This window comes from Tardiphaga sp. (genome assembly GCF_028290785.1).
Classification (GTDB): domain Bacteria; phylum Pseudomonadota; class Alphaproteobacteria; order Rhizobiales; family Xanthobacteraceae; genus Tardiphaga.
This window is the reverse complement of sequence record NZ_JAQGJD010000392.1, coordinates 1-20,124: the sequence shown is the minus strand read 5'-3', so window position 1 is coordinate 20,124 and position 20,124 is coordinate 1. Positions and strand designations below refer to the sequence as shown.

General features: G+C 65.6%; 18 protein-coding genes and 1 pseudogene. 5 read left to right on the top strand and 14 right to left on the bottom strand.

Going from position 1 to position 20,124, the window contains the following annotated elements; all coding sequences use genetic code 11:
• Window positions 1-1,561 (top strand): annotated as a pseudogene (locus JWR89_RS24985) (negative regulator of septation ring formation); the annotation flags it as partial.
• A gap of 164 nt (window positions 1,562-1,725) precedes the next feature.
• On the opposite strand, the gene JWR89_RS24980 reads toward JWR89_RS24985, so the two are convergent.
• Genes JWR89_RS24980 through JWR89_RS24965 form a run of 4 tightly spaced genes read right to left on the bottom strand, consistent with a single transcriptional unit; the run spans window position 1,726 to window position 5,506 of the window.
• Complete coding sequence (locus JWR89_RS24980) at window positions 1,726-2,592, bottom strand: aldose 1-epimerase family protein (protein ID WP_299720887.1); 867 nt, start codon at window positions 2,590-2,592, stop codon at window positions 1,726-1,728.
• Between the two features lie 18 nt (window positions 2,593-2,610).
• Window positions 2,611-3,552, bottom strand: coding sequence for an MlaD family protein (locus tag JWR89_RS24975; RefSeq protein WP_299720886.1), 942 nt, complete (start codon window positions 3,550-3,552; stop codon window positions 2,611-2,613).
• A gap of 20 nt (window positions 3,553-3,572) precedes the next feature.
• Entirely contained in the window at window positions 3,573-4,343 is a 771-nt protein-coding gene (locus JWR89_RS24970) for an ABC transporter ATP-binding protein (protein WP_299720885.1), read from the bottom strand.
• Between the two features lie 2 nt (window positions 4,344-4,345).
• Window positions 4,346-5,506 (bottom strand): ABC transporter permease, encoded by a 1,161-nt coding sequence (locus JWR89_RS24965; protein WP_299720884.1) that lies wholly within the window; start codon window positions 5,504-5,506, stop codon window positions 4,346-4,348.
• Window positions 5,507-5,710: 204 nt separating this feature from the next.
• On the opposite strand from JWR89_RS24965, the gene dgcA reads away from it, so the two are divergent.
• Window positions 5,711-6,718, top strand: coding sequence for an N-acetyl-D-Glu racemase DgcA (gene dgcA / locus JWR89_RS24960; protein ID WP_299720883.1), 1,008 nt, complete (start codon window positions 5,711-5,713; stop codon window positions 6,716-6,718).
• Here dgcA and JWR89_RS24955 read toward each other — a convergent pair.
• Window positions 6,688-7,869, bottom strand: a complete 1,182-nt coding sequence (locus JWR89_RS24955; RefSeq protein WP_299720882.1) for an MFS transporter — start codon at window positions 7,867-7,869, stop codon at window positions 6,688-6,690. The genes dgcA and JWR89_RS24955 overlap by 31 nt on opposite strands.
• A 111-nt stretch (window positions 7,870-7,980) precedes the next feature.
• Between JWR89_RS24955 and JWR89_RS24950 the strand changes: the two genes are divergently transcribed.
• The gene (locus JWR89_RS24950) at window positions 7,981-9,288 is read left to right on the top strand and encodes a hypothetical protein (RefSeq protein WP_299720881.1); all 1,308 of its coding nucleotides are present in this window, start codon (window positions 7,981-7,983) and stop codon (window positions 9,286-9,288) included.
• A 124-nt stretch (window positions 9,289-9,412) separates the two neighbouring features.
• Here the strand turns inward: JWR89_RS24950 and JWR89_RS24945 are convergent, their stop codons facing one another.
• The 5 genes from JWR89_RS24945 to thiD all read right to left on the bottom strand — a co-directional run bounded on the left by JWR89_RS24945 (window position 9,413) and on the right by thiD (window position 14,008).
• Entirely contained in the window at window positions 9,413-10,405 is a 993-nt protein-coding gene (locus tag JWR89_RS24945; RefSeq protein ID WP_299720880.1) for a threonine/serine dehydratase, read from the bottom strand.
• A gap of 46 nt (window positions 10,406-10,451) precedes the next feature.
• On the bottom strand, window positions 10,452-11,501 hold the full coding sequence (locus JWR89_RS24940) for a glycosyltransferase family 1 protein (protein WP_299720879.1): 1,050 nt from the start codon (window positions 11,499-11,501) through the stop codon (window positions 10,452-10,454).
• Window positions 11,501-12,295: a UDP-2,3-diacylglucosamine diphosphatase gene (locus JWR89_RS24935; protein WP_299720878.1), complete on the bottom strand. Its 795-nt coding sequence runs from the start codon at window positions 12,293-12,295 to the stop codon at window positions 11,501-11,503. Before JWR89_RS24935 ends, JWR89_RS24940 begins: the two co-directional genes overlap by 1 nt.
• A 56-nt stretch (window positions 12,296-12,351) precedes the next feature.
• A complete protein-coding gene (locus JWR89_RS24930; RefSeq protein ID WP_299720877.1) occupies window positions 12,352-13,005 on the bottom strand; it encodes a class I SAM-dependent methyltransferase in 654 nt (217 codons plus the stop codon).
• A gap of 202 nt (window positions 13,006-13,207) precedes the next feature.
• On the bottom strand, window positions 13,208-14,008 hold the full coding sequence (gene thiD / locus JWR89_RS24925) for a bifunctional hydroxymethylpyrimidine kinase/phosphomethylpyrimidine kinase (RefSeq protein WP_299720876.1): 801 nt from the start codon (window positions 14,006-14,008) through the stop codon (window positions 13,208-13,210).
• 164 nt (window positions 14,009-14,172) lie between these two features.
• Between thiD and JWR89_RS24920 the strand changes: the two genes are divergently transcribed.
• Window positions 14,173-14,409: an Lrp/AsnC family transcriptional regulator gene (locus JWR89_RS24920; RefSeq protein ID WP_299720875.1), complete on the top strand. Its 237-nt coding sequence runs from the start codon at window positions 14,173-14,175 to the stop codon at window positions 14,407-14,409.
• Window positions 14,410-14,568: 159 nt separating this feature from the next.
• Here JWR89_RS24920 and JWR89_RS24915 read toward each other — a convergent pair whose 3' ends face one another.
• Window positions 14,569-16,959 carry a transketolase gene (locus tag JWR89_RS24915; protein WP_299720874.1) on the bottom strand — a complete coding sequence of 797 codons (2,391 nt, stop codon included), beginning with the start codon at window positions 16,957-16,959 and terminating at the stop codon, window positions 14,569-14,571.
• Between the two features lie 138 nt (window positions 16,960-17,097).
• Between JWR89_RS24915 and JWR89_RS24910 the strand changes: the two genes are divergently transcribed.
• Window positions 17,098-17,559, top strand: coding sequence for an Lrp/AsnC family transcriptional regulator (locus JWR89_RS24910; RefSeq protein ID WP_299720873.1), 462 nt, complete (start codon window positions 17,098-17,100; stop codon window positions 17,557-17,559).
• A 12-nt stretch (window positions 17,560-17,571) separates the two neighbouring features.
• Here the strand turns inward: JWR89_RS24910 and JWR89_RS24905 are convergent, their stop codons facing one another.
• The 3 genes from JWR89_RS24905 to JWR89_RS24895 form a co-directional block, all read right to left on the bottom strand.
• On the bottom strand, window positions 17,572-18,522 hold the full coding sequence (locus JWR89_RS24905; protein ID WP_299720872.1) for a DMT family transporter: 951 nt from the start codon (window positions 18,520-18,522) through the stop codon (window positions 17,572-17,574).
• Window positions 18,523-18,707: 185 nt separating this feature from the next.
• On the bottom strand, window positions 18,708-19,547 hold the full coding sequence (locus JWR89_RS24900) for an aldo/keto reductase (protein ID WP_299720871.1): 840 nt from the start codon (window positions 19,545-19,547) through the stop codon (window positions 18,708-18,710).
• A gap of 234 nt (window positions 19,548-19,781) precedes the next feature.
• The gene (locus tag JWR89_RS24895) at window positions 19,782-20,123 is read right to left on the bottom strand and encodes a zinc ribbon domain-containing protein (protein ID WP_299720870.1); all 342 of its coding nucleotides are present in this window, start codon (window positions 20,121-20,123) and stop codon (window positions 19,782-19,784) included.
• Window position 20,124: the final 1 nt, after the last annotated feature.

The window sequence follows — 20,124 nt, the reverse complement described above, 5'->3', positions numbered from 1 at the left end:
GCGCCAGGTCTCGATCGCGGCGGTCACCGAGATGCAGGAAACCAGCAAGATCCTGCGCACCGACACCGTCGCTCTGTTCGAGCGGCTGCGTGAAGGCAACATCCTGCTGCAGGAAGTCCTGACCGGTGCCCACGACAACCTCAACTCGCTGGAGCGCGCGCTGGTCACCCGCGTCGCCGACTTCGTCTCCACCATGAACGACGTCACCTCGCGCAACGGCCTGGCAACGCAGACGCTGGAAGACCAGCTCACCGTGTTCACCTCCAAGACGTCCCGCGCCCTGGAAGACCTCGGTTCGCTATCGACCGAGTTCGAGAGCCATGGCCGCGCGCTGGTCGATGCCGCCGCGCTGGTCGAACAGAGCAACCGCAACACCACCGCCTCGGTCGGCGAACGCAAGGCCGCGCTGGAATCGCTGGTCACCACCATCGACCTGCGCACCAACGACCTCGATCAGCGCCTCACCCGCTTCACCGGCCTGCTCGATGAATCGCTGGCTGCCGCCGAAGAACGCGCCCGCGATATCGCCCGCGTCGTCGCCGAAACTGCCGGCGCCGGTTCGTCGGCGATCGGCCGCCAGTTCGAGGCGGTACGCGCAGCGGCGGAAGAAGAACGTCGCCTGACCTCGCAGGCCATGAACGAAATCTACCAGCAGGGCACCCAGGAAGCCGATGCCATGTTCAAGTCCTCGGCGGACAAGTTCGCGTCGATGGTGGCGGGCATGAAGCACATGGCGTCCGAGATGCACAACGAACTGGAGAACACCCGCACCGAGTTGCGCCGCGGCGTGCTCGAAATGCCGCAGGAGGCCGCCGAAAGCACCGCGCAGATGCGCAAGGTGATCGTCGACCAGATCGAGGCCCTGGCCGAACTGAACCGCATCGTCGCCCGGCACGGCCGCGGCATCGACGTGGTCTCGACCAGCCGCGCCAGCGCGCCGCGCGAGGAAGAGCCGGTAATGGCGATGGCCAGCGCCCGCAGCGAAGCCCGCCATGAGCCGGCGCCGCGTCCCGCACCGCGTTCCCCGGTCGGCAGTGCATCGAGCCTGCCGCTGCCGGATATCGGTAGCCCGGCGCCACGCCGCACCGAAGCGCCGTCGGTCGCTCCGGCCGGTTCGGACCAGGGCCGCGATGGCTGGCTGTCGGATCTGCTGGGCCGCGCCGACCACGTCGAACCGGAGCCGTCGCGTCGCGCCCCCGCGCCGCAGCAGCCCGCCGCCTCCGCCAATCCGCTGGAGTCGCTGTCGCTCGACATCGGCCGCCTGATGGACCGCACGCTGGCCGCCGAGATGTGGGATCGCTACCAGCGCGGCGAGAGCAAGGCCTTCACCAAGCGGCTCTACACCCCGGCCGGCCAGAAAGCGTTCGACGAGGTCAGCCGCAAGTATCGTTCCGACCGTCCCTTCAAGCAGACGGTGGACCGGTACATCACCGAGTTCGAGCGCCTGCTCGACGAGGTCGCCCGCGACGAACGCGGCCCCGCCGCTTTGCGCAGCCATCTGACGTCGGAAACCGGGCTGGTCTACACCCTGCTCGCGCACTCCGCGGGACGCCTGGGATAGAGTTTGCAATCTTACGAATGCGAAAAGCGGAGGCAGCGATGCCTCCGCTTTTTATTGATCAGGCCATAGGGTGGGTTAGCGCGCAGCGCGTAACCCAACGATCCCAATAACGAACGCGGTGGGTTACGGCGCAAGGGCGCCTAACCCACCCTACGAAATGCGAACTACAAAAACCCGATGCGCTGCATGAAGCTGCGGGTCTGTCCCACCGCAATATGCATCACGCCGGGCTTGTCCGCGAACTCGCCGTCGAAATCGACCGGACTGGCATAGCCCTGCCACGGCTCGATGCACAGGAACGGCGCGCCGGAGGGCTTCGACCAGATCCCCAACTCGTGAAATCCCTGCCAGGCGAGGGTAATGGTGGGCCCGCCGGGCCCGCTGTAGCTCAGCGAGGTGCTGGCGAGCTGATCCAGGATCATCGCGTCGTCGGCGAACAACGATTCCGACAGCGCCAGCGCACCGCCCTGCACCGGCGAGGGTTCGGATTGCGGCGACAGCAGGCCGCCATCGAGCCGGCGGATCGGCGCCGGTTCGGCGTCGGAAAAAATGATGGTGTGATCGCTCTTGTCGGCGCCCTCGACCAATGGCCACCGAAACGCCGGATGCGCGCCGATCGAGGCCGGCAGGATCTCGTCGCCGGTATTGGTGATGGCGTAGCCGATCGCCAGTTCGTCGCCTTCGATCGCGTAGGTGACATCGAGGCGGAACGCGAATGGATATTTGGCGCGGCTCGCCGGACTATCCTGCAGCGACAGCGCACAGGAGGTCGGGCCCTGCCCGGTCCAGGCAAAGCGCTGGTCACGCGCAAAGCCGTGCTGGGTCATGGCGTAGGACTGGCCGCGATGCCGCAGCACGTCGCCATTGAGCTTGCCGACGATGGGAAACAGGATCGGCGCGTGGCGCGGCCATTCCGGCCCGGCCTGCCACAGCACCTCATGGCCGTGAATATTCTTCAGCGAGCAGAGCTCGGCGCCATCGGCCTTGATGACGGCGGTAACGCGGCCATTGCTCAGGGTATGGCGATCCATGCGGAGCTCCGTGTCAGGTCAGCGCGCCTCGTTGCGCCGACGGCGCTCGGTCGGGACCGGCGGTGCGGCCGGTGGCGGTCCAGCCGCCGGGGGCGCTGCCGCCGGTGCGTTGTTGCTGGCGCCGAACAGCAGACGGGTCGGGTTGCGATCGAGATTGTTCACCGCGCGGCTGATATCGCCCAGGGTGCGGCGGCCATCCAGCATCAGCGCGCCGGAGCGCTTATCGAGATTCTCGGTCAGCTCGTGAAACGACTTCACGGCAGCAGTGAGTTCGCCGCCATCCTTGCCGCCGGCCAACGCGTCGAGGCCGAGCAGGATATTATCGGTGCGTGCGACCACGCTGTCCGCCTTGCCCATGATGCCGTCGGTCTTGCCCATCACGCTGTCGATCTTCAGCATGATGCCGTCGATCACCTCCGAATTGCGCGCCAGCGTCGCGGTAAACGTTTCGACGTTGCGTAGCGAGTTCTTCACCGACTCCTGGTTCTCGGAGACGATGCGGTTGACGTTCTGCAGCGTCGCCTTGATCGCCTCCGAAATGTCCTGCACGGCGTTGGGATCGGCGGTGAGAACCGGAATGCCGTCCTGGTCCAGCGGCACCGAGGGTGCTGCTTCGTCGCCGCCCTTCAGCGAAATCGCCGAGACACCCGTCAACCCCTGGAACTCAAGCCCGACCAGCGTGTCCTTGCGCACCGGCGCACTGTTCTCCACCATCGCAAGCGCGACGACGCGCCGCGGGTTGTCGAGCTTCACGGAGACGACCTCTCCGACCCTGATACCATTGAAGTTGACGCTGCCGCCGTTGCGCAGGCCCGAGGCGGAGCCTTCGAACACGATGCGCAGCGGGCTGCGCAGCTTGGTGCTGTGCAGGTTCTGGAACCAGAGCACAAAGCCGAACGCCGCGGCAATCACTGCCAGCGTGAACGTTCCGATCAGGACGAAGTTCGCCCGCGTTTCCATCAAACCAACTCCAGTAGCAACTAAACGAGGACAGCGCGCGCGCGCTTGCCGTGGAAGTATTCCCTGAGCCAAGGATGTTGCGACGCCAGCATATCGTCCATCGTGCCTTGCGCGATGATCTTGCCGTCTCCCAAGACGGCGATCCGGTCACAGGCTGTATGGAGGCTGTCCAGATCATGAGTTACCATGAAAACGGTCAGGCCCAAAGTTCGTTGCAGCGTGCGTACCAGTTCATCGAACTCGCCGGCGCCGATCGGATCGAGGCCCGATGTCGGCTCGTCGAGGAACACGATTTCGGGATCGAGTGCGAGTGCGCGCGCCAGCGCGACGCGCTTGATCATACCGCCGGAGAGTTCCGACGGAAACCGTTCGGCGACCTCTGGCTTCAGCCCGACCATCGCCAGCTTGGCGATAGTGATTTCATCGAGCAGCCGGTCCGAGACCTTGAGGTATTCGCGGATCGGGAACTGGATGTTCTGCCGAACGCTGAGCGACGAGAACAGCGCGCCGTGCTGAAACAAGATGCCCCAGCGCCGTTCGACGCCGCGACGCTCGCTGGAGTCGGCGGCATCGAGATCGATGCCGAACACCTCGATGTTGCCGGACACCTTGGGTACCAGCCCGATGATAGTACGCATCAACACCGACTTGCCCGCGCCGGACGCACCGACGAAGCCGAGGATCTCGCCGCGGCTGACATCCAGATCGAGGCCGTCAAGCACATGCCGCTGGCCGAACGCGACCGTGAGACCGTTGACGCTGATAATAGGATTGGAATTGCCCGGAACCATCGTCAGATCCCGATCGATGCGAAGAAGATAGCGAAGACGCCGTCCATCACGATGACGAGGAAGATCCCCTTCACCACCGACGACGTGGTGTGCTGGCCAAGCGACTCCGCACTGCCCTGCACCGCGAGGCCCTCGACGCAGGCGACGATGCCGATTACCAGCGCCATCACCGGTGCCTTGATCATGCCAACCAGGAAGTGATTGATCGAGATGGCGTCGCGCAATCGCGACAGGAAGGCTTCGGGATCGACGCCGCCGTACAGCCAGGCGACGAGACCGCCGCCGTACAAGGCGGCCATGCCGCCGAGGAAGGTCAGGATCGGCAGGCCGATCACCAAAGCAATCATGCGCGGCAGGATCAGCACCTCGATGGGATCGAAGCCCATGGTGCGCAGCGCGTCGATCTCCTCGCGCATCTTCATGGAACCGAGTTCGGCGGTGTAGGCGCTGCCGGAGCGACCGGCGACCATGATGGCCACCAGCAGCACGCCAAGTTCCCGCAGTACCAGCAGGCCGAGCATATCGACCACGAAGACATCGGCGCCGAACTTGCGGAAATGGAAGATGCCCTGCTGGGCAACGATGCAGCCGATCAGAAAGGTGATCAGCACTACAATCGGCACCGCGTTCCAGCACACCTGCTGCAAATGGTGCACCGTCGAGGTCAGACGGAATGTGGACGGACGGACAAAGACACGCAGCCACGCCGTGAGCACGGCGCCCATCATGCCGATCAGCGCGAAAAACGTATCGCCGACGCCATAGATGGCGCGCCCGATCCGGTCCAGCACGCCCAGAATAGCGCTTTCCGAAGCGGCAGGCGGACCCGCGGGCTCGACCCGGCGCACTTCCCCGACCAGACTGGCATAGTTCGCCGACAGCCCGGCGATCTGCGCCTCGATACCGCCATGTGTCAGGGTGCGGCGCAGCCGTTCGATCAGCCAGGCGCCGAAGGTGTCGAGTTTCGAGACCTGGGAAACGTCGATGAAGATGTTGGGGCGGCTGCCGGTGAGCTTTTCCGCCTCGGCGACGATCTGCTCGAGCGCCGGCGCAAACCGCGCCGTCCACGACCCCGCGGCGCACAGCGCCAAGCCGTCGCCCTTGGCGATCTGTTCCAGTGTCGGGCCGCTCAAAACCTGCTCCTGCGCTCGGGCGTTATTCATTAACAAAGTCTTAACATGACACCGCGTATTCGGGAGGATCAGCCGGGGATATGGTTAATTTCATCCGGCGTGCTGCCGTGCAGTCAGACACTGCCATTGCGTCCCAAACAAGTTCACGGGCGGTGCTATTCAAGCCTGACGACCGATCTATTATACCTGCGATGTAGTGCCGCGCCGGCCGGTCTGTTTCTGAAAGTTGCTGCCTTGGTTCCTTCCGAGATGCCTGCCCTTCCCGCCGCCCTGATCGCCCGCATCGAACGCTGGCCGATCGCCGGTGCCTTCACCATCAGCCGCGGTGCCAAGACCGAGGCCGTGGTGGTAGTGGCGGAGATCAGCCGCGGCGGCTTCACCGGCCGCGGTGAATGCACGCCCTATGGCCGCTACGGCGAGACACCGGAAGCCACGCTGGCGGCGATCCTGACTATGCAGGACCGCTTTGCCGCCGGGCTCGACCACCGTACCCTGCAGGCGTTGATGCCCGCCGGCGCCGCGCGCAACGCGCTGGACTGCGCGTTGCTGGACCTGGAAGCCAAGACTGCAGGCTTGCGCGTCTGGGACCTGTTGAAGCGCCCGACGCCGCGCGCCTGCACCACCGCCTACACGATCTCGCTGGGCACGCCCGACGCGATGGCCGCGGCCACCGCCAAGGCCGCCTACCGGCCATTGCTGAAGATCAAGCTCGGCAGCGACGATGACGCCGCCCGGATCAAGGCGGTGCGCAAGGCAGCCCCGGAATCCGAGCTGGTCGTCGATGCCAACGAAGCCTGGACGCCGGACAATTTGGAACGCCATCTGGCCGCCTGCGAAGCGGCGGGCGTTACCCTTGTCGAGCAGCCTTTGCCCGCCGGGCACGACGCAGCACTGGCCACGGTGCGCCGGCCGATGGCCGTCTGTGCCGACGAGAGTGCGCACGACCTGGCTTCGATCGCCGGCCTCCGCGGTCGCTACGACGCCGTCAACATCAAGCTCGACAAGGCCGGCGGCCTCACCGAGGCGCTGGCGATGGCCGACGCGGCGCAGGCGCTGGGGCTGGAGATCATGGTCGGCTGCATGGTGGCGACGTCGCTGTCGATGGCGCCGGCGATGCTGATCGCGCAGCAGGCGCGCTTCGTCGATCTCGACGGCCCGCTGCTGTTGGCAAGGGATCGCGACGGCGGGCTGCGTTACGACGAGAGCACGGTCTACCCGCCCGACGCCGCGTTCTGGGGCTGACCGGCAAGGCCGTAGGGCGCGTCAGCCTGATGCCGGCCCAGCCACATGGTGGTGGCGCCGGCTAGCGCCAACAGCGCCATCGCGTAGTAGGCGGCCTGCCCGTAGCGCGCATAGATCACGCCGCACAGGATCGCCGCCGAACTCATCACGATACCGGTGCAGGCAGTGAGATAGCCTTGCGCCGTCGCCGTGAGGTGCCCCGGCACGTGGCGCACCAACAGTCCCATGATGCCGACCTGGGTCAGACCGAAGGTCAGGCCGTGCATCGACTGGATCACCGCGAGCACCGCGATAGGGGGCTGCTGCGCCGTGATCAGCCATCGCGTCACGGCGCTGAGCCCGCCCAGCACCACCAGCAGCGCGGGCGACAGGGTAAAGCGCGGCGACAGCGCGAACACCACGATCTCCGCCAGCACGCCAAGCGACCACAGCCCGGCGATCGTGAGGCCGCCCAGGCCGGCGCCCTGCCAGGTGATCGAGGCGAAGGTGTAGTAGGCCGCGTGGCTGCCCTGGATCAGCGCCGACGCTGCCATGATGGTGAGGAAGCCGCGTTCGCGCAGCAGCGCGGTCGCGCGCGTCAGCGCCAGGGCCGCGCGTGGCGGCGCGGTCAATGGCTGCAGCCGGAGGCTCGAAAGCGCGCCAAGCCCGGCCATGCCGGCGATGATCCAGATCAGGTGTTTGGCGTCGATGACCTCGACCAGCAGCCCGCAAGCCAGTGCGCCGACGACGAAGGCCGCTGAGCCCCACAGCCGCAACGGGCCGTAGTTCAGGCCGTAGCGCGCGACGCCCTTCAGCGCATAGCCGTCGGTCAGCGGTACCAGCGGGGTCCAGACGCAGGCGGTAAGCGCAAAGGCGATGAAGATCAGCAACGGCTGGTCGAGCAGACCTACGATGCCAAACCCCACCGCGGTGAGAATTGCGGTCACGATCATCGCGCCGCGCAGCGCGCGATGCCGCTCGGCGAGGCCGGTGATGAACGGCAGCACCGTGAAACGCGTCACCGACGGCACCGCGGTGATCAGTCCGATCCAGGAGGGGTCGATGCCCACCGCTTTTAGCCATACCGGAAAGAACGGCAGATAGGTGCCGACCGAACCGAACACCGCGCCGTAGAACAGCGCCAGCCGTGCGGCGAATCGCCGGGCCGGCATTTGCGATGCGCTGGAGGGGCGGGATTCGGATATCATCAATTCAATTGCGATTCGTGTGGGATCGTGGTGATCGTTACATATCGCGCAGTGATTTGCGCCGCGAGTTTATCCATGGCCGAAGAAGCATTTGCCCTGTCGCCGATCTCCGCCCGCCCCAGCGTGCCCGGGGAAGCGGACTACGATGCGATTCGCGAAGCCTTCATGGAGACCGCGCGCGGCCGTTGGTTCCTCAACGAGTACGCCAAGCGCAACCGCCACACCGACACCGGCATGGTGCTGGAAGCCGTGACGCGGCTCGAGGCCAGCCTTGCCGCGCAGAAAGCGGCGCCGACCACCACCAGCCTGCTCGAAGCGCTGGGCGCGATCCGCGCCGCGGTGCGTCAAGCCAAGGCCACCGCCATCGAAGCCATGCCGCGCGTGGAGTCCGACGAGACGCTGACCGCGGCACGCAACGGTGTGCGGATCATCCGCGAGATCGCCTGGACGCTGCGCGAATGCGGCGCCGATATCAGGATCTGCGATCTGCTGGATACCCAGGTCAAGGCGATCGAGGCCGGCCAGCAGTCCGCGACCGATACCGGACGCGACGACGTGCTTGAGAGCTACGACCTGCTGATGCAGCGGATCGAGCAACTGGCCGATCGCAACGCGGCAGCACCCGATGCCGTAGCGAAGGCGGACACGGCGGAGAAGCCGGTGCAACCGGTGCAGTCAGCGGCCGAAACCCACGAAGCCTCGGTGACGCCGCTGTTCAGGGCGCCGGTGGCGGAAGCCGTCGTGGAAACGGCCGCGGCGCCGGTGGCCGAAGCCGTGGTGGAAACGGCCGCTGCGCCGGCGCCGGAAGCATTCAGCCCCGCCGCGCAGCCGGAGACCGTCGAAGCCGTCGCGGAAGCTCCTGCACCGATCGTCGAATCGACTGCCGAGATTGCAGCGGCGATGGCTGAAGCTTCGGTCGCATTGGCCGTCGATCAGACCGCCGCTGCCGAACCCGAAGCTGCATCGCTCGATGCCGAGAGCGCCGAAGACCTCGCTGTGCTCGACATGGTGGCGATGGAAATGGCCGTGCAGGATTTCAGCGAACCCGAGACAAGCGAGTCTGAAACGGCACCGTCTGAAATGGTTCAGCCGGTGCTCGCCCGGTCCGACGTAGCCGAGCCGGAGATCGCTCAACCTGAAGCCATCGAGGCGCCGATCACGTTCGAGCAGATTGCCGAAGTGGCGCTGGCGCCGGAACTGCCGCAGCCGGCCGTGCAGGAAGCCTCGCAGGGCGAGCGCGGGCCCGAGCCCGCCTATCACCCCTCGCTCGGTGCGGCCCTGATCGCTAATGGCGTGATCGCCGATCCCAAGGCGCCCGCCTCGGACCCGCTGGCGCCGATCCGCCGCATGAGCCAGGCCGAGAAGATCGCGTTCTTTTCGTAAAGGGCTGACGTAGGGTGGGCAAAGGTTCGGCCGCGCGAAGCGCGGTGAGCCGTGCCCACGCATCTTCTCCATCGCTCCGAAACGCGTGGGCACGGCGCAAGGGCGCCTTTGCCCACCCTACGTCTCAATATGTAGCCGTGATCATCTTCGCATACATGTCCGCATCGACATTGCCGCCCGACAGCACGATCACCACGGTCTTGCCGCGCGCGTCAAACTTGCCTGATAGCAGCGACGCCAGCGCCACTGCGCCGCCGGGCTCGACCACCAGCTTCAGGTCGCGAAATGCAAACGCCATGGCGCGGCCCACTTCCGCATCGGTCGCGCTGACAGCCTCACTTAGCAGGCGCTGGTTCACGGCGAAGGTGAGTTCGCCGGGCATCAGCGCCATCAACGCGTCGCACAGCGTCTTGCTGTCGTTGTCATGCGCCTCGCGCCGTCCGGCGCGCAGCGAGCGCGCGTGGTCGTCGAACCCGGCCGGCTCGGCAACGATGATCGATGTATCGGCAAACCGCGCTTTCACCGCCACGGCGATGCCGGCAATCAGGCCGCCGCCGGACGCGGGTGCGGCGACGATGTCCGGCACGATACCCAGGATCGCCATGTCCTCGGCGATCTCGCGACCGACGGTGCCCTGCCCGGCCATCACGAACGGATCGTCATAGGGCTTCACCAGCGTGGCGCCGCGCGGGCCGGCGATGGCGGCGGCGATGGCTTCGCGGTCCTCGGTGTAGCGATCGTACAGCACGACCTCCGCGCCATAACCCTTGGTGCGCTCGCGCTTCGACAGCGGCGAATCCGCGGGCATCACGATGGTCGCCTGCATGCCCAGAATCTGCGCCGCCGCGGCGACGCCCTGCGCGTGATTGCCCGACGAGAACGCCACCACGCCGCCGCCACGCGTGGCCTGCGGGATCGAGGACAGTTTATTGAAGGCGCCGCGAAACTTGAACGAGCCGGTTCGCTGCAGCACTTCAGGCTTCAGGAATACCCTGGCGCCGGTGAGCGCATCAAGCGACGGCGACGACAGCAGCGGCGTGCGCACCGCATAGGGGGCAATGACGCTGGCTGCGGCATCGATATCGGCGGGGGTGATCGGCAGAGGGGAATTTGTCATGGCGGAGTTGTATCGCGCGTGACCTCGGACGATCAAGCCGCGCCGATCAGGCCGCGAACCGCGGATGTTTTCGCGCGGGCTTGGCGTCGGCCCCGGCTTCTTCACGCACCTTGCTGATATTGTTGACGAAAGCCCGCGCGGAGGCCTCCCAGGTATGGTTGGCGGCAAAGCGCAGGCAGGCCTGCGGCAGCAGCTTCAGCGCCCCCAGGCAAGCCTCCTGCAGATCCTCGCTGAGGACGCCGACCGGCGCCGCGCCGATCACGTCCCGCGGACCGGTGACCGGGAACGCCGCCACCGGCACGCCGCTGGCCAGCGCCTCAAGCAGCACCAGGCCGAACGTGTCGGTCTTGCTCGGAAACACGAACACGCTGGCGGCGGCATAGGCGACCGCCAGCGCCTCGCCCTGCAACGACCCCAGGAACACCGCCTTGGGATATTTCAGCTCCAGCGCGGCGCGCGCCGGGCCGTCGCCGACCACCACCTTGGTGCCGGGCAAGTCCAGCGCCAGAAACGCTTCGAGATTCTTCTCCACCGCGACCCGGCCGACGCAGAGGAAGATCGGCTTCGGCAGGCCGAGATCGACCTGGCGCGGATGAAACAGGCCGGCATCGACACCGCGCGGCCACAGCACCACGTTGCGGAAGCCGCGACCGCGCAGTTCGGCGGCCAGCGCCGGCGTCGCCGCCATCACCGCGCTGCTGGCGCCGTGGAAGCGGCGCAGCCCGGCCCAGATCCAGGACTCCGGAATCGGAAACCGCGCCGAGATATATTCCGGAAACCGGGTGTGAAAACTGGTGGTGAAGGGAATGCCGCGGCGGCGGCAATAGGCGCGCACGGCAAACCCTATCGGGCCTTCGGTGGCGATGTGGATATTGTCCGGCTTGGCCTGAGCGACTAGCCGCGCGATCTTCCAGCGGCTCGGCAATGCCACGCGCAGGTCGGCGTAGCTCGGCAACGCGACGGTGCGAAACGAAGCCGGCGTGAGGAAGCTGACATCTACGCCGAGGCTCTTGGCGGCTTCCGCCATCATGGTCAGCGTGCGCACGACGCCGTTGACTTGCGGGTGCCAGGCGTCGGTGGCGATCAGCACGCGCATCAGGCGGCCCGCGCTGCCACCGCCGCGACCGGCGCCGCGCGCCGCAGCGGGTCGGTCCAGGTGATGATTTCAAACCGGCCGTCCTCGTGCTCGACCAGCGCGGTGCAGCTCTCGACCCAGTCGCCGCAATTCATGTAGCGGATGCCGTGGTCGTCGCGGATCGCGGCGGTGTGGATGTGGCCGCAGATCACGCCATCGGCGCCGTGGCGGCGGGCTTCATTCGCCAGCGTCTGCTCGAACGCGCCAATGAAGTTGACCGCGTTCTTGACCTTGAGCTTGGCCCATTGCGACAGCGACCAGTAGGGCACGCCGAACCAGCGCCGGAATGCATTGACGATGCGGTTCATCTGGATCGCGAAATCGTAGGCCTTGTCGCCGAGATGGGCAAGCCACCGCGCGTTCTGCACCACGAGGTCGAAGATATCGCCGTGAATGACGAGATACTTCTTGCCATCGACGCCCTCGTGGATCGCGGTCTCGACCACCTCGATGCCGCCGAAATGGGTGCCGTAGTAATTGCGCAGGAATTCGTCGTGGTTGCCAGGCACGTAGACGATCTTGGCGCCCTTGCGCGCCTTGCGCAGCATCTTCTGCACGAAATCGTTGTGGGATTGCGGCCAGTGCCAGCCCGACTTCAACGCCCAGCCATCGACGATGTCGCCGACGAGATAGATGGTATCGGCATCGTGGGTGCGGAGAAAATCGAGCAGGCGATCGGCCTGCGAACCCCGGGCGCCCAAGTGGACGTCGGAGATAAACAAGGTGCGAAAGCGCCGTTCGTTGCCTTCACTCATCACGTCTGTTTCCATATTGAGCAGCTATCAGAGTTGTATGACGCCGCGATGACGGTTCATGCGGCGAGCGCCATGCGTTCGAACGTCACCAGCGTATAGATGCCGAACGGCGCCACCTTGCGGCGCTCGACCAGAATGGAGTCGGAATTGGATTGCGACCACGCCTGCAATCGCGCAAACGGGAACTCGGGGCGCAACCCCATGGCGCGGGTCTTGACCGCTGCCCAGCGCTCCACCGCGGCGGCCAGGCCAGTCTCCGAGTAGAGATGGTTGACTAGGATGATACGGCCGCCGGGCTTCACCACCCGGTGGCATTCCGACAGCACCTGCTCCGGATTTTCCACCAGCGTGATGACGAACTGCGCGACCACGCAGTCGAACGTGGCGTCGGCGAATTCCATCGCATGCGCGTCCATCTGCTGCACCGACGCGACCCACGGATAGCGTCCGCTCGCCATCTTAGCGCGGGCCTTGTCGAGCATCGGCGCGCTGAGATCGATACCGGTGATTTCGGTGGAGGCGTCGTAATCGTCGAACGACAGGCCGGTACCGACGCCGACTTCGAGGATTTTTCCGCCGACGGTGCGGGCCGCGGCAGCCGCGGCGCGGCGGCCCTTCAGCATCACCGGCCCGCACACCGCATCATAGATCGGCGCCCAGCGGGCATAGGCATTTTCAACCACCGAAGTGTCGAGATCCAGCGTCGCCATGCGCCCATCCGTTCAGCGTGTCCGTAGAGAATCGGACAACCCGTCTGCTGATCGGGTGGTATCAAGCGGGGATGACAGCGGGACGACAGGATGTCGCAGTGGAATTTGTAGCCCGGATGGAGCGCAGCGAAATCCGGGGCCGGCAGTCGGTTGAAGCGCTTTCCCGGATTGCGCTGCGCTCCATCCGGGCTACGAAGATGCCTCAATAATACTGATGGAAGTGATGCACCGGGCCATGGCCATGGCCGACGGTGAAACGGTCCGCGGCGGCGATGGCCGATGTGACATAGGCTTTGGCGAAACGCACGGCGTTTTCCATGTCCTCGCCCTTCGCCAGCGCGGCGGCGATGGCGGATGACAACGTGCAGCCGGTGCCGTGCGTATTCGGGGTTGCCACGCGCACCGCCGGCAACGGCAAAACCTTCTCGCGCGTGACGAGATAATCGATGCTTTCGGCACCGTGGCCGTGGCCGCCCTTGATCAGCACGGCCTTGCAGCCCAGCGCCAGCAGGCGCCGGCCCTGCGCTTCGATCTCCGCCTCGCTCTCCGCAATGGCTTCATCGAGCAGCGCCGCGGCTTCCGGAAGGTTCGGCGTGATGACGTCGGCCCGCGGAATGAGGCTCGCCCGCAATGCGGCAACCGCTTCGGGAGCCAGCAGGCGGTCGCCTGACGTCGCGACCATGACCGGATCGAGCACCACATGCTTCGGTGCCCAGCGCGTCAGGCCGGCGACGATCGCCTCGATCACGTCGCGCTGCGCGACCATGCCGATCTTGACGGCGCCGACCGCGAGATCGTCGAACACCGCGTCGATCTGCGCTGTAACGAAGGCCGCAGGCACCGGATGCACGCCGGTCACGCCTTTGGTGTTCTGCGCTGTCAAAGCGGTGATCACCGACGCGCCATAGACGCCGCAGGCGGCGAAGGTCTTGAGGTCGGCCTGAATGCCGGCGCCGCCCGACGAATCGGAGCCGGCGATGGTAAGCGCAACGGGCGTGGACATCGGAAAACTCATGCCAGAACCGGCGGATACCGGCCGGTGCGTAGTCCTAGCCCGGCCTGCCCAAGGCGGCAACCGCGGCAGCGCGGACGCCAGCCGGCCGGCTTGCCACGGCACCCCGTTTTAGGCTTGATGGCGGCCAAATCGAATGCTTCCGGAGAACCCCGATGGTCCCCTTCTTTGTCCAGTTCAAGTGCAAGCTTGGCCAGTCCTATGCCGTCGCCAATGCGCTGGCCGAAGCCGAAATCGCCTCGGAAATCTATTCCACCGCCGGCCATTACGACCTGCTGGTGAAGTTCTACGTCGATAACGCCACCGACATCGGCCATTTCGTCAACGAAAAGGTCCAGACCATCGAAGGCATCCAGGACACCCACACGATCATCACGTTCAAGGCGTTCTGAGCAAAGCGCGCCGGCCGCGCGCTCCCTCGCCCCGCTTGCGGGGAGAGGGCTGGGGTGAGGGGAAGTCAGAGAGGCTCTCGGACTCCCCCTCACCCGGCTGTCACGCGCTTCGCGCGCGGCAGCCGACCTCTCCCCGCAGGCGGGGAGAGGTTTAAGAAGCTAAACCGCCATCTTCCGATGCAGCACCGGGACGCCGCTGAGGCCTTCGGCCGCGTCCACAATGGCGTTGGCGTCGATGCCGTGGTGGCGGTAGAGGTCCTGGATGGTGCCGGTCTGGCCGAAGTGCTCGACCCCCAACGCTTCCATGCGATGACCGCAGACGCTGCCGATCCAGCCCAGCGTGGCCGGGTGGCCATCGAGCACGGTGACGATGCCGCAATCGCGCGGCAGCGGCCGCAACAGCTTCTCGATATGGCTGAGATGCTGCGGGTTGCGCTTGTCGCGGCGGATTTTTCGCGCGGCGGTCCAGCCGGCATGCAGGCGGTCCGCCGAGGTGATCGCCAGCAGACCGATGTCCCGGTGGCTGTCGCCGAGCAGCCCCGTCGCCTCGATCGCTTCCGGCGCCAGCGCGCCGGTATAGGCGATCACCAGATCGCAATTGGCGCCGGGTTGGCGCAGCCAGTAGGCGCCGTCGGTGATGCCCTGTTGCAATTCAGGCGTCATCATCCGCTGCGGCTGCTCGATGGTCCGCGTCGACAGCCGCAGATAGACCGAGCCGCCGGCGCGCATGCCGGCGTCGTCGCCCTGCTCGCTGGACTCGCGCTGCATGTGGGCAAAGCCCCAACCCATGATCACAGCGAGTTCATCGACGAAGGCCGGCTCGAACGAGGCCAGCCCATCCTGCGCGATGCCGATCAGCGGCGTCCCGATCGACTGGTGCGCGCCGCCTTCCGGGGCCAGCGTGATGCCCGACGGCGTCGCCGCCACCATGAAGCGAGCGTCCTGGTAGCAGGCGTAATTGAGCTGATCCAGCGCGCGACTGATGAACGGATCGTACAAGGTCGCGATCGGCAGCAACCGCACGCCGTTGATGGACGAGGACAATCCCAGCGCCGACATCAGGATGAAGAGATTGCTCTCCGCGATACCGAGTTCGATGTGCTGCCCCTTCGGCGAGAAGTCCCAGTTGAAGGTCGAGGGAATCTTCTCGCTGCGGAACAGGTCGGCCTTCTCCGCCCGCGCAAACAGCCCACGGCGGTTGACCCAGGCGCCGAGGTTGGTCGAGACCGTCACATCGGGCGATGCGGTGACGATGCGCGACGCCAGTTCGGTGTCGCCGCGCGCCAACTCGTTGAGCACCAGACCAAAGCCTTGCTGCGTCGACATCGCCGGCGCCGGTTTGAAGGCGAGATGCGCGGGCACGTCGATCACGTCAGCGCTGAGGCGCCGCATGCCCTTGCGGTTGAACGGCGCGTCCTTCAAAAACGCATCGAGCGTGGCCGGATCCTGCGTCAAGCCTTCATACTTGTCCCACTCATGACCCGGGCGGATGTGCTGCGCCGCGCGCCATTTCTCCATCTGTGTCGGCGTCATCAGACCGGCGTGGTTGTCCTTGTGGCCCTGGAACGGCAGGCCGACGCCCTTGATGGTGTAGGCGATGAAGCATACCGGGCGGTCGTGATCGATGGCCTCGAAGGCTTCGATCATGCTGGCCATGTCGTGGCCGCCGAGATTGGACATCAGTGCCAGCAACTCGTCGTCGCTGCGCGCATCGATCAGTCGCGACACCGCGCCCTGGTCGCCGATCTCGTCGTTCAACCGCTTGCGAAACGCCGCGCCGCCCTGAAAGCAGAGTGCCGCATACATCTGGTTCGGACAGGTGTCGATCCAGATCTTCAGCGCCTCGCCGCCGGGCTCGGCGAACGCCGCCTGCATCAGGCGGCCGTACTTCACGATCACCACGTCCCAGCCGAAATTGCGGAACATGGATTCGAACTTCTCCCACAGGCCTTCGCGCACGACGGCATCGAGGCTCTGGCGGTTGTAGTCGACGATCCACCAGGTATTGCGCAGCCCGTGCTTCCAGCCTTCCAGCAGCGCCTCGAAGATGTTGCCCTCATCCATTTCGGCGTCGCCGACAAGCGAGATCATGCGGCCTTCCGGCCGGTCCTTCATCCAGCCATGGGCAGAGACGTAGTCCTGCACCAGGGAGGAGAACAGCGTCTGCGCGACGCCGAGGCCGACCGACCCGGTGGAGAAATCGACATCGTCGATGTCCTTGGTGCGCGACGGATAGGATTGCGCGCCCTTGAAGCCGCGAAAGTTTTCCAGCTTTTCGCGGGTCTGATGGCCGAACAGATACTGGATGGCGTGGAATACCGGGCTGGCATGCGGCTTCACCGCGACGCGGTCTTCCGGCTTCAGCACCGAGAAATACAATGCCGACATGATGGTGACGAGCGACGCCGACGAGGCTTGGTGGCCGCCGACCTTGAGGCCGTCGGTGCTCGGGCGCAAATGATTGGCGTTGTGGATGGTCCAGGACGACAGCCACAACACCTTTCGCGCCAGCGCGGAGAGGGTCTGCAGGCGGAGAGGGTCGATCGGCATGGCGCGCTCGCTTGGTGCGTGTTTTGGTTGCCCCAGTGTATCAGCCCGCCCTTGGGAAACATCTCAATTTTGGGCGACAACAAGCCTCCAATTGGGATAAATGGGTAGCCAGAACGCCCATTTCCCGGAATTTTCCCAATGCCCACCCTCGACGCAATCGACCGCAAGATCCTCGGCGTGCTGCAGACCGACAGCCGCACCACCATGCAAAATCTCGCCGAACAGGTCGGCCTGTCGATCTCGCCGTGCCACCGGCGGGTCAAGCTGCTGGAGGAACGCGGCATCATCACGCGTTACATGGCGCTAGTGGACCAGAAGGCCGTCGGCCTGCCGGTCAGCGTGTTCATTTCGATCAAGCTCGTTCGGCAGAAGGAAGAAGACCTCAACCGCTTCGCCAAGGCGATCTCGAAATGGGACGAGGTGCTGGAATGCTATTTGATGACCGGCAACCGCGATTACCTGCTGCGCGTCGTCGCCGCCGACCTGTCGTCCTATGAGGCGTTCCTGAAGAACAAGCTGACCCGGCTCGACGGCATCGCCTCGATCGAGTCGAGCTTTGCGCTGAGCCAGGTGAAGTACACGATCGCGTTGCCGGTGTGAGGCGGGTCGAACTCAGACGCTCGGATAGGGCTCCGCCGAGGCCTCGATCTGCGAGCGGCGGACGCGCTCGCGGTGCGCGGTATAGACGCCGCTGGCGATGATGAGGGCGGCGCCGCCGAGGGTCCACGCATCGGGTACCTCGCCGAATACGAAGAAGCCGAGCAGCGATACCCAAACCAGCTGTACATAGGAAAACGGCGCCAGCACCGAAGCATCGGCATAGCGGAAGGCCAGCACGACGATCCAGTGGCCGAATGTCGAGGAAATTCCGATTCCGATGCCCAACAGGATTTGCGACCAGCCGGGCTCGACCCAGTAATACGGCACGATGACGCTCATCACCAGGAAGCCGGTGATCGCGGAAAACGCCATCGTGGTGATGGCGCGGTCGCCGCCGGTGATCTTGCGCGTCAGCACCAGTGCCACGGCCCAGCCGAGGGCAGAGAGAATCGGAAACACCACGGCGGGATGAAAGGCCGACGTCCCCGGCCGCACCACGACAAGCACGCCCATCAGGCCGACAATTGTCGCGATCCAGCGCCGCAGGCCGACTTTCTCGCTGAGAAACACGATGGAAAGACCGGTGACCAACACCGGCGCGATGAAGGCAGTCGCGGCGGCTTCGGCAATCGGCAGATAGCCCAGCCCAATGATGAAGAAGATCGATGAGCAAAGCAGCGCCAGCCCGCGCGACACCTGTACCAGCGGTCGCGTCGATCGCATCGGGTTTGCCGACGACGGCGCCAACACGATCGGCAGCATGATCAGCACGAATACCAAAAAGCGGATCCAGGCAATCTCCGCGGCCGGCAGGCTTCGCGCCAGATATTTGGCCATGGCGTCGGACGAGGCCAAAAACACCGTCGATGCGACGATCAGCGCGATGCCACGAAACGGCCGGTCGGTGTGGCGGTGCGCCAATGCGGCGACAGCAAGCTTCGGCGGCGGAACATGGCTTGTCACGGGCGGGGACCGGTCTGGCTGGCAATGACGGCCACACAAGTTCGCGCGAGCCGAATCAAATACTGTCCGCACAAAACGACGATCAGGTTCGCGCGACAAGTGCCGATATCAGGACGCGGATATGCATGCGGGAGGTGATTCCGGACCGGCAAGACACCTCGCCGACATGTGCAGCGCAGCAGACGTCACAGCATGGGCAGGCTGGTGGGTTCGCGTCCCAGCGCGAAGGCCTGGTCGATCTCGGCCAGTTGGACGGCGTTGAGAACCACCGCTCCCGCCGCCGCGTTGTCGGCAGCGTGCGCCGCCGACGATGCTTTGGGAATCGCGAACACCGATGGCCGCCGCGTCAGGAACGCCAGCGCAACCTGACGCGGAGTGGCACGATGCGCGTCGGCGATCCGCTGCAGCACCAGGCCGCCCGGCGAGCGCGGCGCCGGAAAATCATTATGGCCGAACGGCGAGTAGGCCACCACCGCCACGCCATTCTTCTCGCACAACGGCACAACGCGGTGCTCGATGGCGCGCTCCTGCAGGTGGTAAAGCACCTGGTTGCATGCGATGGCGCCTGGGCCCGCGACCTTGAGCAACTCGGCGAGATCGCCGGCGTCGAAATTGCTGACGCCCCACGACTGAATCTTGCCGGCGCGCTTCAATTCTTCCAGCGCGGCGACGGTCTCGGCCAACGGTATCTGGCCGCGCCAGTGCAACAGGTAGCAGTCCAGCCGGTCGGTGTTGAGCCGCTTCAGCGAACGCTCGCACGCGCTGATGGTGCCGCGCCGGGAGGCGTTGCTCGGCAACACCTTGGAGACCAGGAACACCTCGTCGCGGCGGCCTTCGATGGCTTCGGCCACCACCGGCTCGGCATCACCATACATTTCGGCGGTATCGACGTGTGTCATACCAAGGTCGAGCCCATGGCGCAGCGCCGCCACAACGGCAGCGCGGTCGCCGCGGTCGATGTACCAGGTGCCCTGCCCGATCACGGGCACGGCCGGGCCATTCAGGCCAAATGTCTGCTGCCGCACGATCGTCCCCGCTTCATGCGCGCGCCGATGGCGTCGGCGCGGGATGAGTGTCTAGCGGATTTTGTCAGGGATGTCGCGGGCTCTCCTGTCGTCCCGGACAAGCGAGCGAAGCGAGCGCAGATCCGGGGCCCACAACCGCTGTCGATCTGTTTGGCAGTGACGTCTGAGGCGTTCCCGCCCCGTTGAAGACGGAGGCTATGGGTCCCCGCTTTCGCGGGGACGACAACCGAGAGTTCAGTGGCTGATCATCCATGGCCGCGCGGTCGGAAAGCTCTTCGCCCCACTCTTGCTCTGCTTGATCAGCCGCGACGGCTTCTTGCCCGAGCAGCAACCGCAGCCCGCGCCGTGCGAGGCCCTGTATTCGGCCGAGGTCTTCGGGGCGTGGGAACTGCGCTCGTTGGTGGCGTGGGCTTTGCGCTTGTCGGACGGCATACAGAAGAACGCCGGCGCGGTGAGAATGACACGTGGCGCCTCGACGTCGCATGTCGGGCAATCCCGCGGTTCGTCACATTCGGCCATCGGCCGCATGTCGGTGAACGGGCCGCAATCGTTGCAGAGATATTCATAGACCGGCATG

Bases quoted from the DNA above. Each gene is read 5' to 3' on its own strand.
- JWR89_RS24980 (WP_299720887.1), bottom strand. From the start codon at position 2,592: ATGGATCGCCATACCCTGAGCAATGGCCGCGTTACCGCCGTCATCAAG.
- JWR89_RS24975 (WP_299720886.1), bottom strand. From the start codon at position 3,552: ATGGAAACGCGGGCGAACTTCGTCCTGATCGGAACGTTCACGCTGGCA.
- JWR89_RS24970 (WP_299720885.1), bottom strand. From the start codon at position 4,343: ATGGTTCCGGGCAATTCCAATCCTATTATCAGCGTCAACGGTCTCACG.
- JWR89_RS24965 (WP_299720884.1), bottom strand. From the start codon at position 5,506: ATGAATAACGCCCGAGCGCAGGAGCAGGTTTTGAGCGGCCCGACACTG.
- JWR89_RS24955 (WP_299720882.1), bottom strand. From the start codon at position 7,869: ATGCCGGCCCGGCGATTCGCCGCACGGCTGGCGCTGTTCTACGGCGCG.
- JWR89_RS24950 (WP_299720881.1), top strand. From the start codon at position 7,981: ATGGCCGAAGAAGCATTTGCCCTGTCGCCGATCTCCGCCCGCCCCAGC.
- JWR89_RS24945 (WP_299720880.1), bottom strand. From the start codon at position 10,405: ATGACAAATTCCCCTCTGCCGATCACCCCCGCCGATATCGATGCCGCA.
- JWR89_RS24940 (WP_299720879.1), bottom strand. From the start codon at position 11,501: ATGCGCGTGCTGATCGCCACCGACGCCTGGCACCCGCAAGTCAACGGC.
- JWR89_RS24935 (WP_299720878.1), bottom strand. From the start codon at position 12,295: ATGAGTGAAGGCAACGAACGGCGCTTTCGCACCTTGTTTATCTCCGAC.
- JWR89_RS24930 (WP_299720877.1), bottom strand. From the start codon at position 13,005: ATGGCGACGCTGGATCTCGACACTTCGGTGGTTGAAAATGCCTATGCC.
- thiD (WP_299720876.1), bottom strand. From the start codon at position 14,008: ATGTCCACGCCCGTTGCGCTTACCATCGCCGGCTCCGATTCGTCGGGC.
- JWR89_RS24920 (WP_299720875.1), top strand. From the start codon at position 14,173: ATGGTCCCCTTCTTTGTCCAGTTCAAGTGCAAGCTTGGCCAGTCCTAT.
- JWR89_RS24915 (WP_299720874.1), bottom strand. From the start codon at position 16,959: ATGCCGATCGACCCTCTCCGCCTGCAGACCCTCTCCGCGCTGGCGCGA.
- JWR89_RS24910 (WP_299720873.1), top strand. From the start codon at position 17,098: ATGCCCACCCTCGACGCAATCGACCGCAAGATCCTCGGCGTGCTGCAG.
- JWR89_RS24895 (WP_299720870.1), bottom strand. From the start codon at position 20,123: ATGCCGGTCTATGAATATCTCTGCAACGATTGCGGCCCGTTCACCGAC.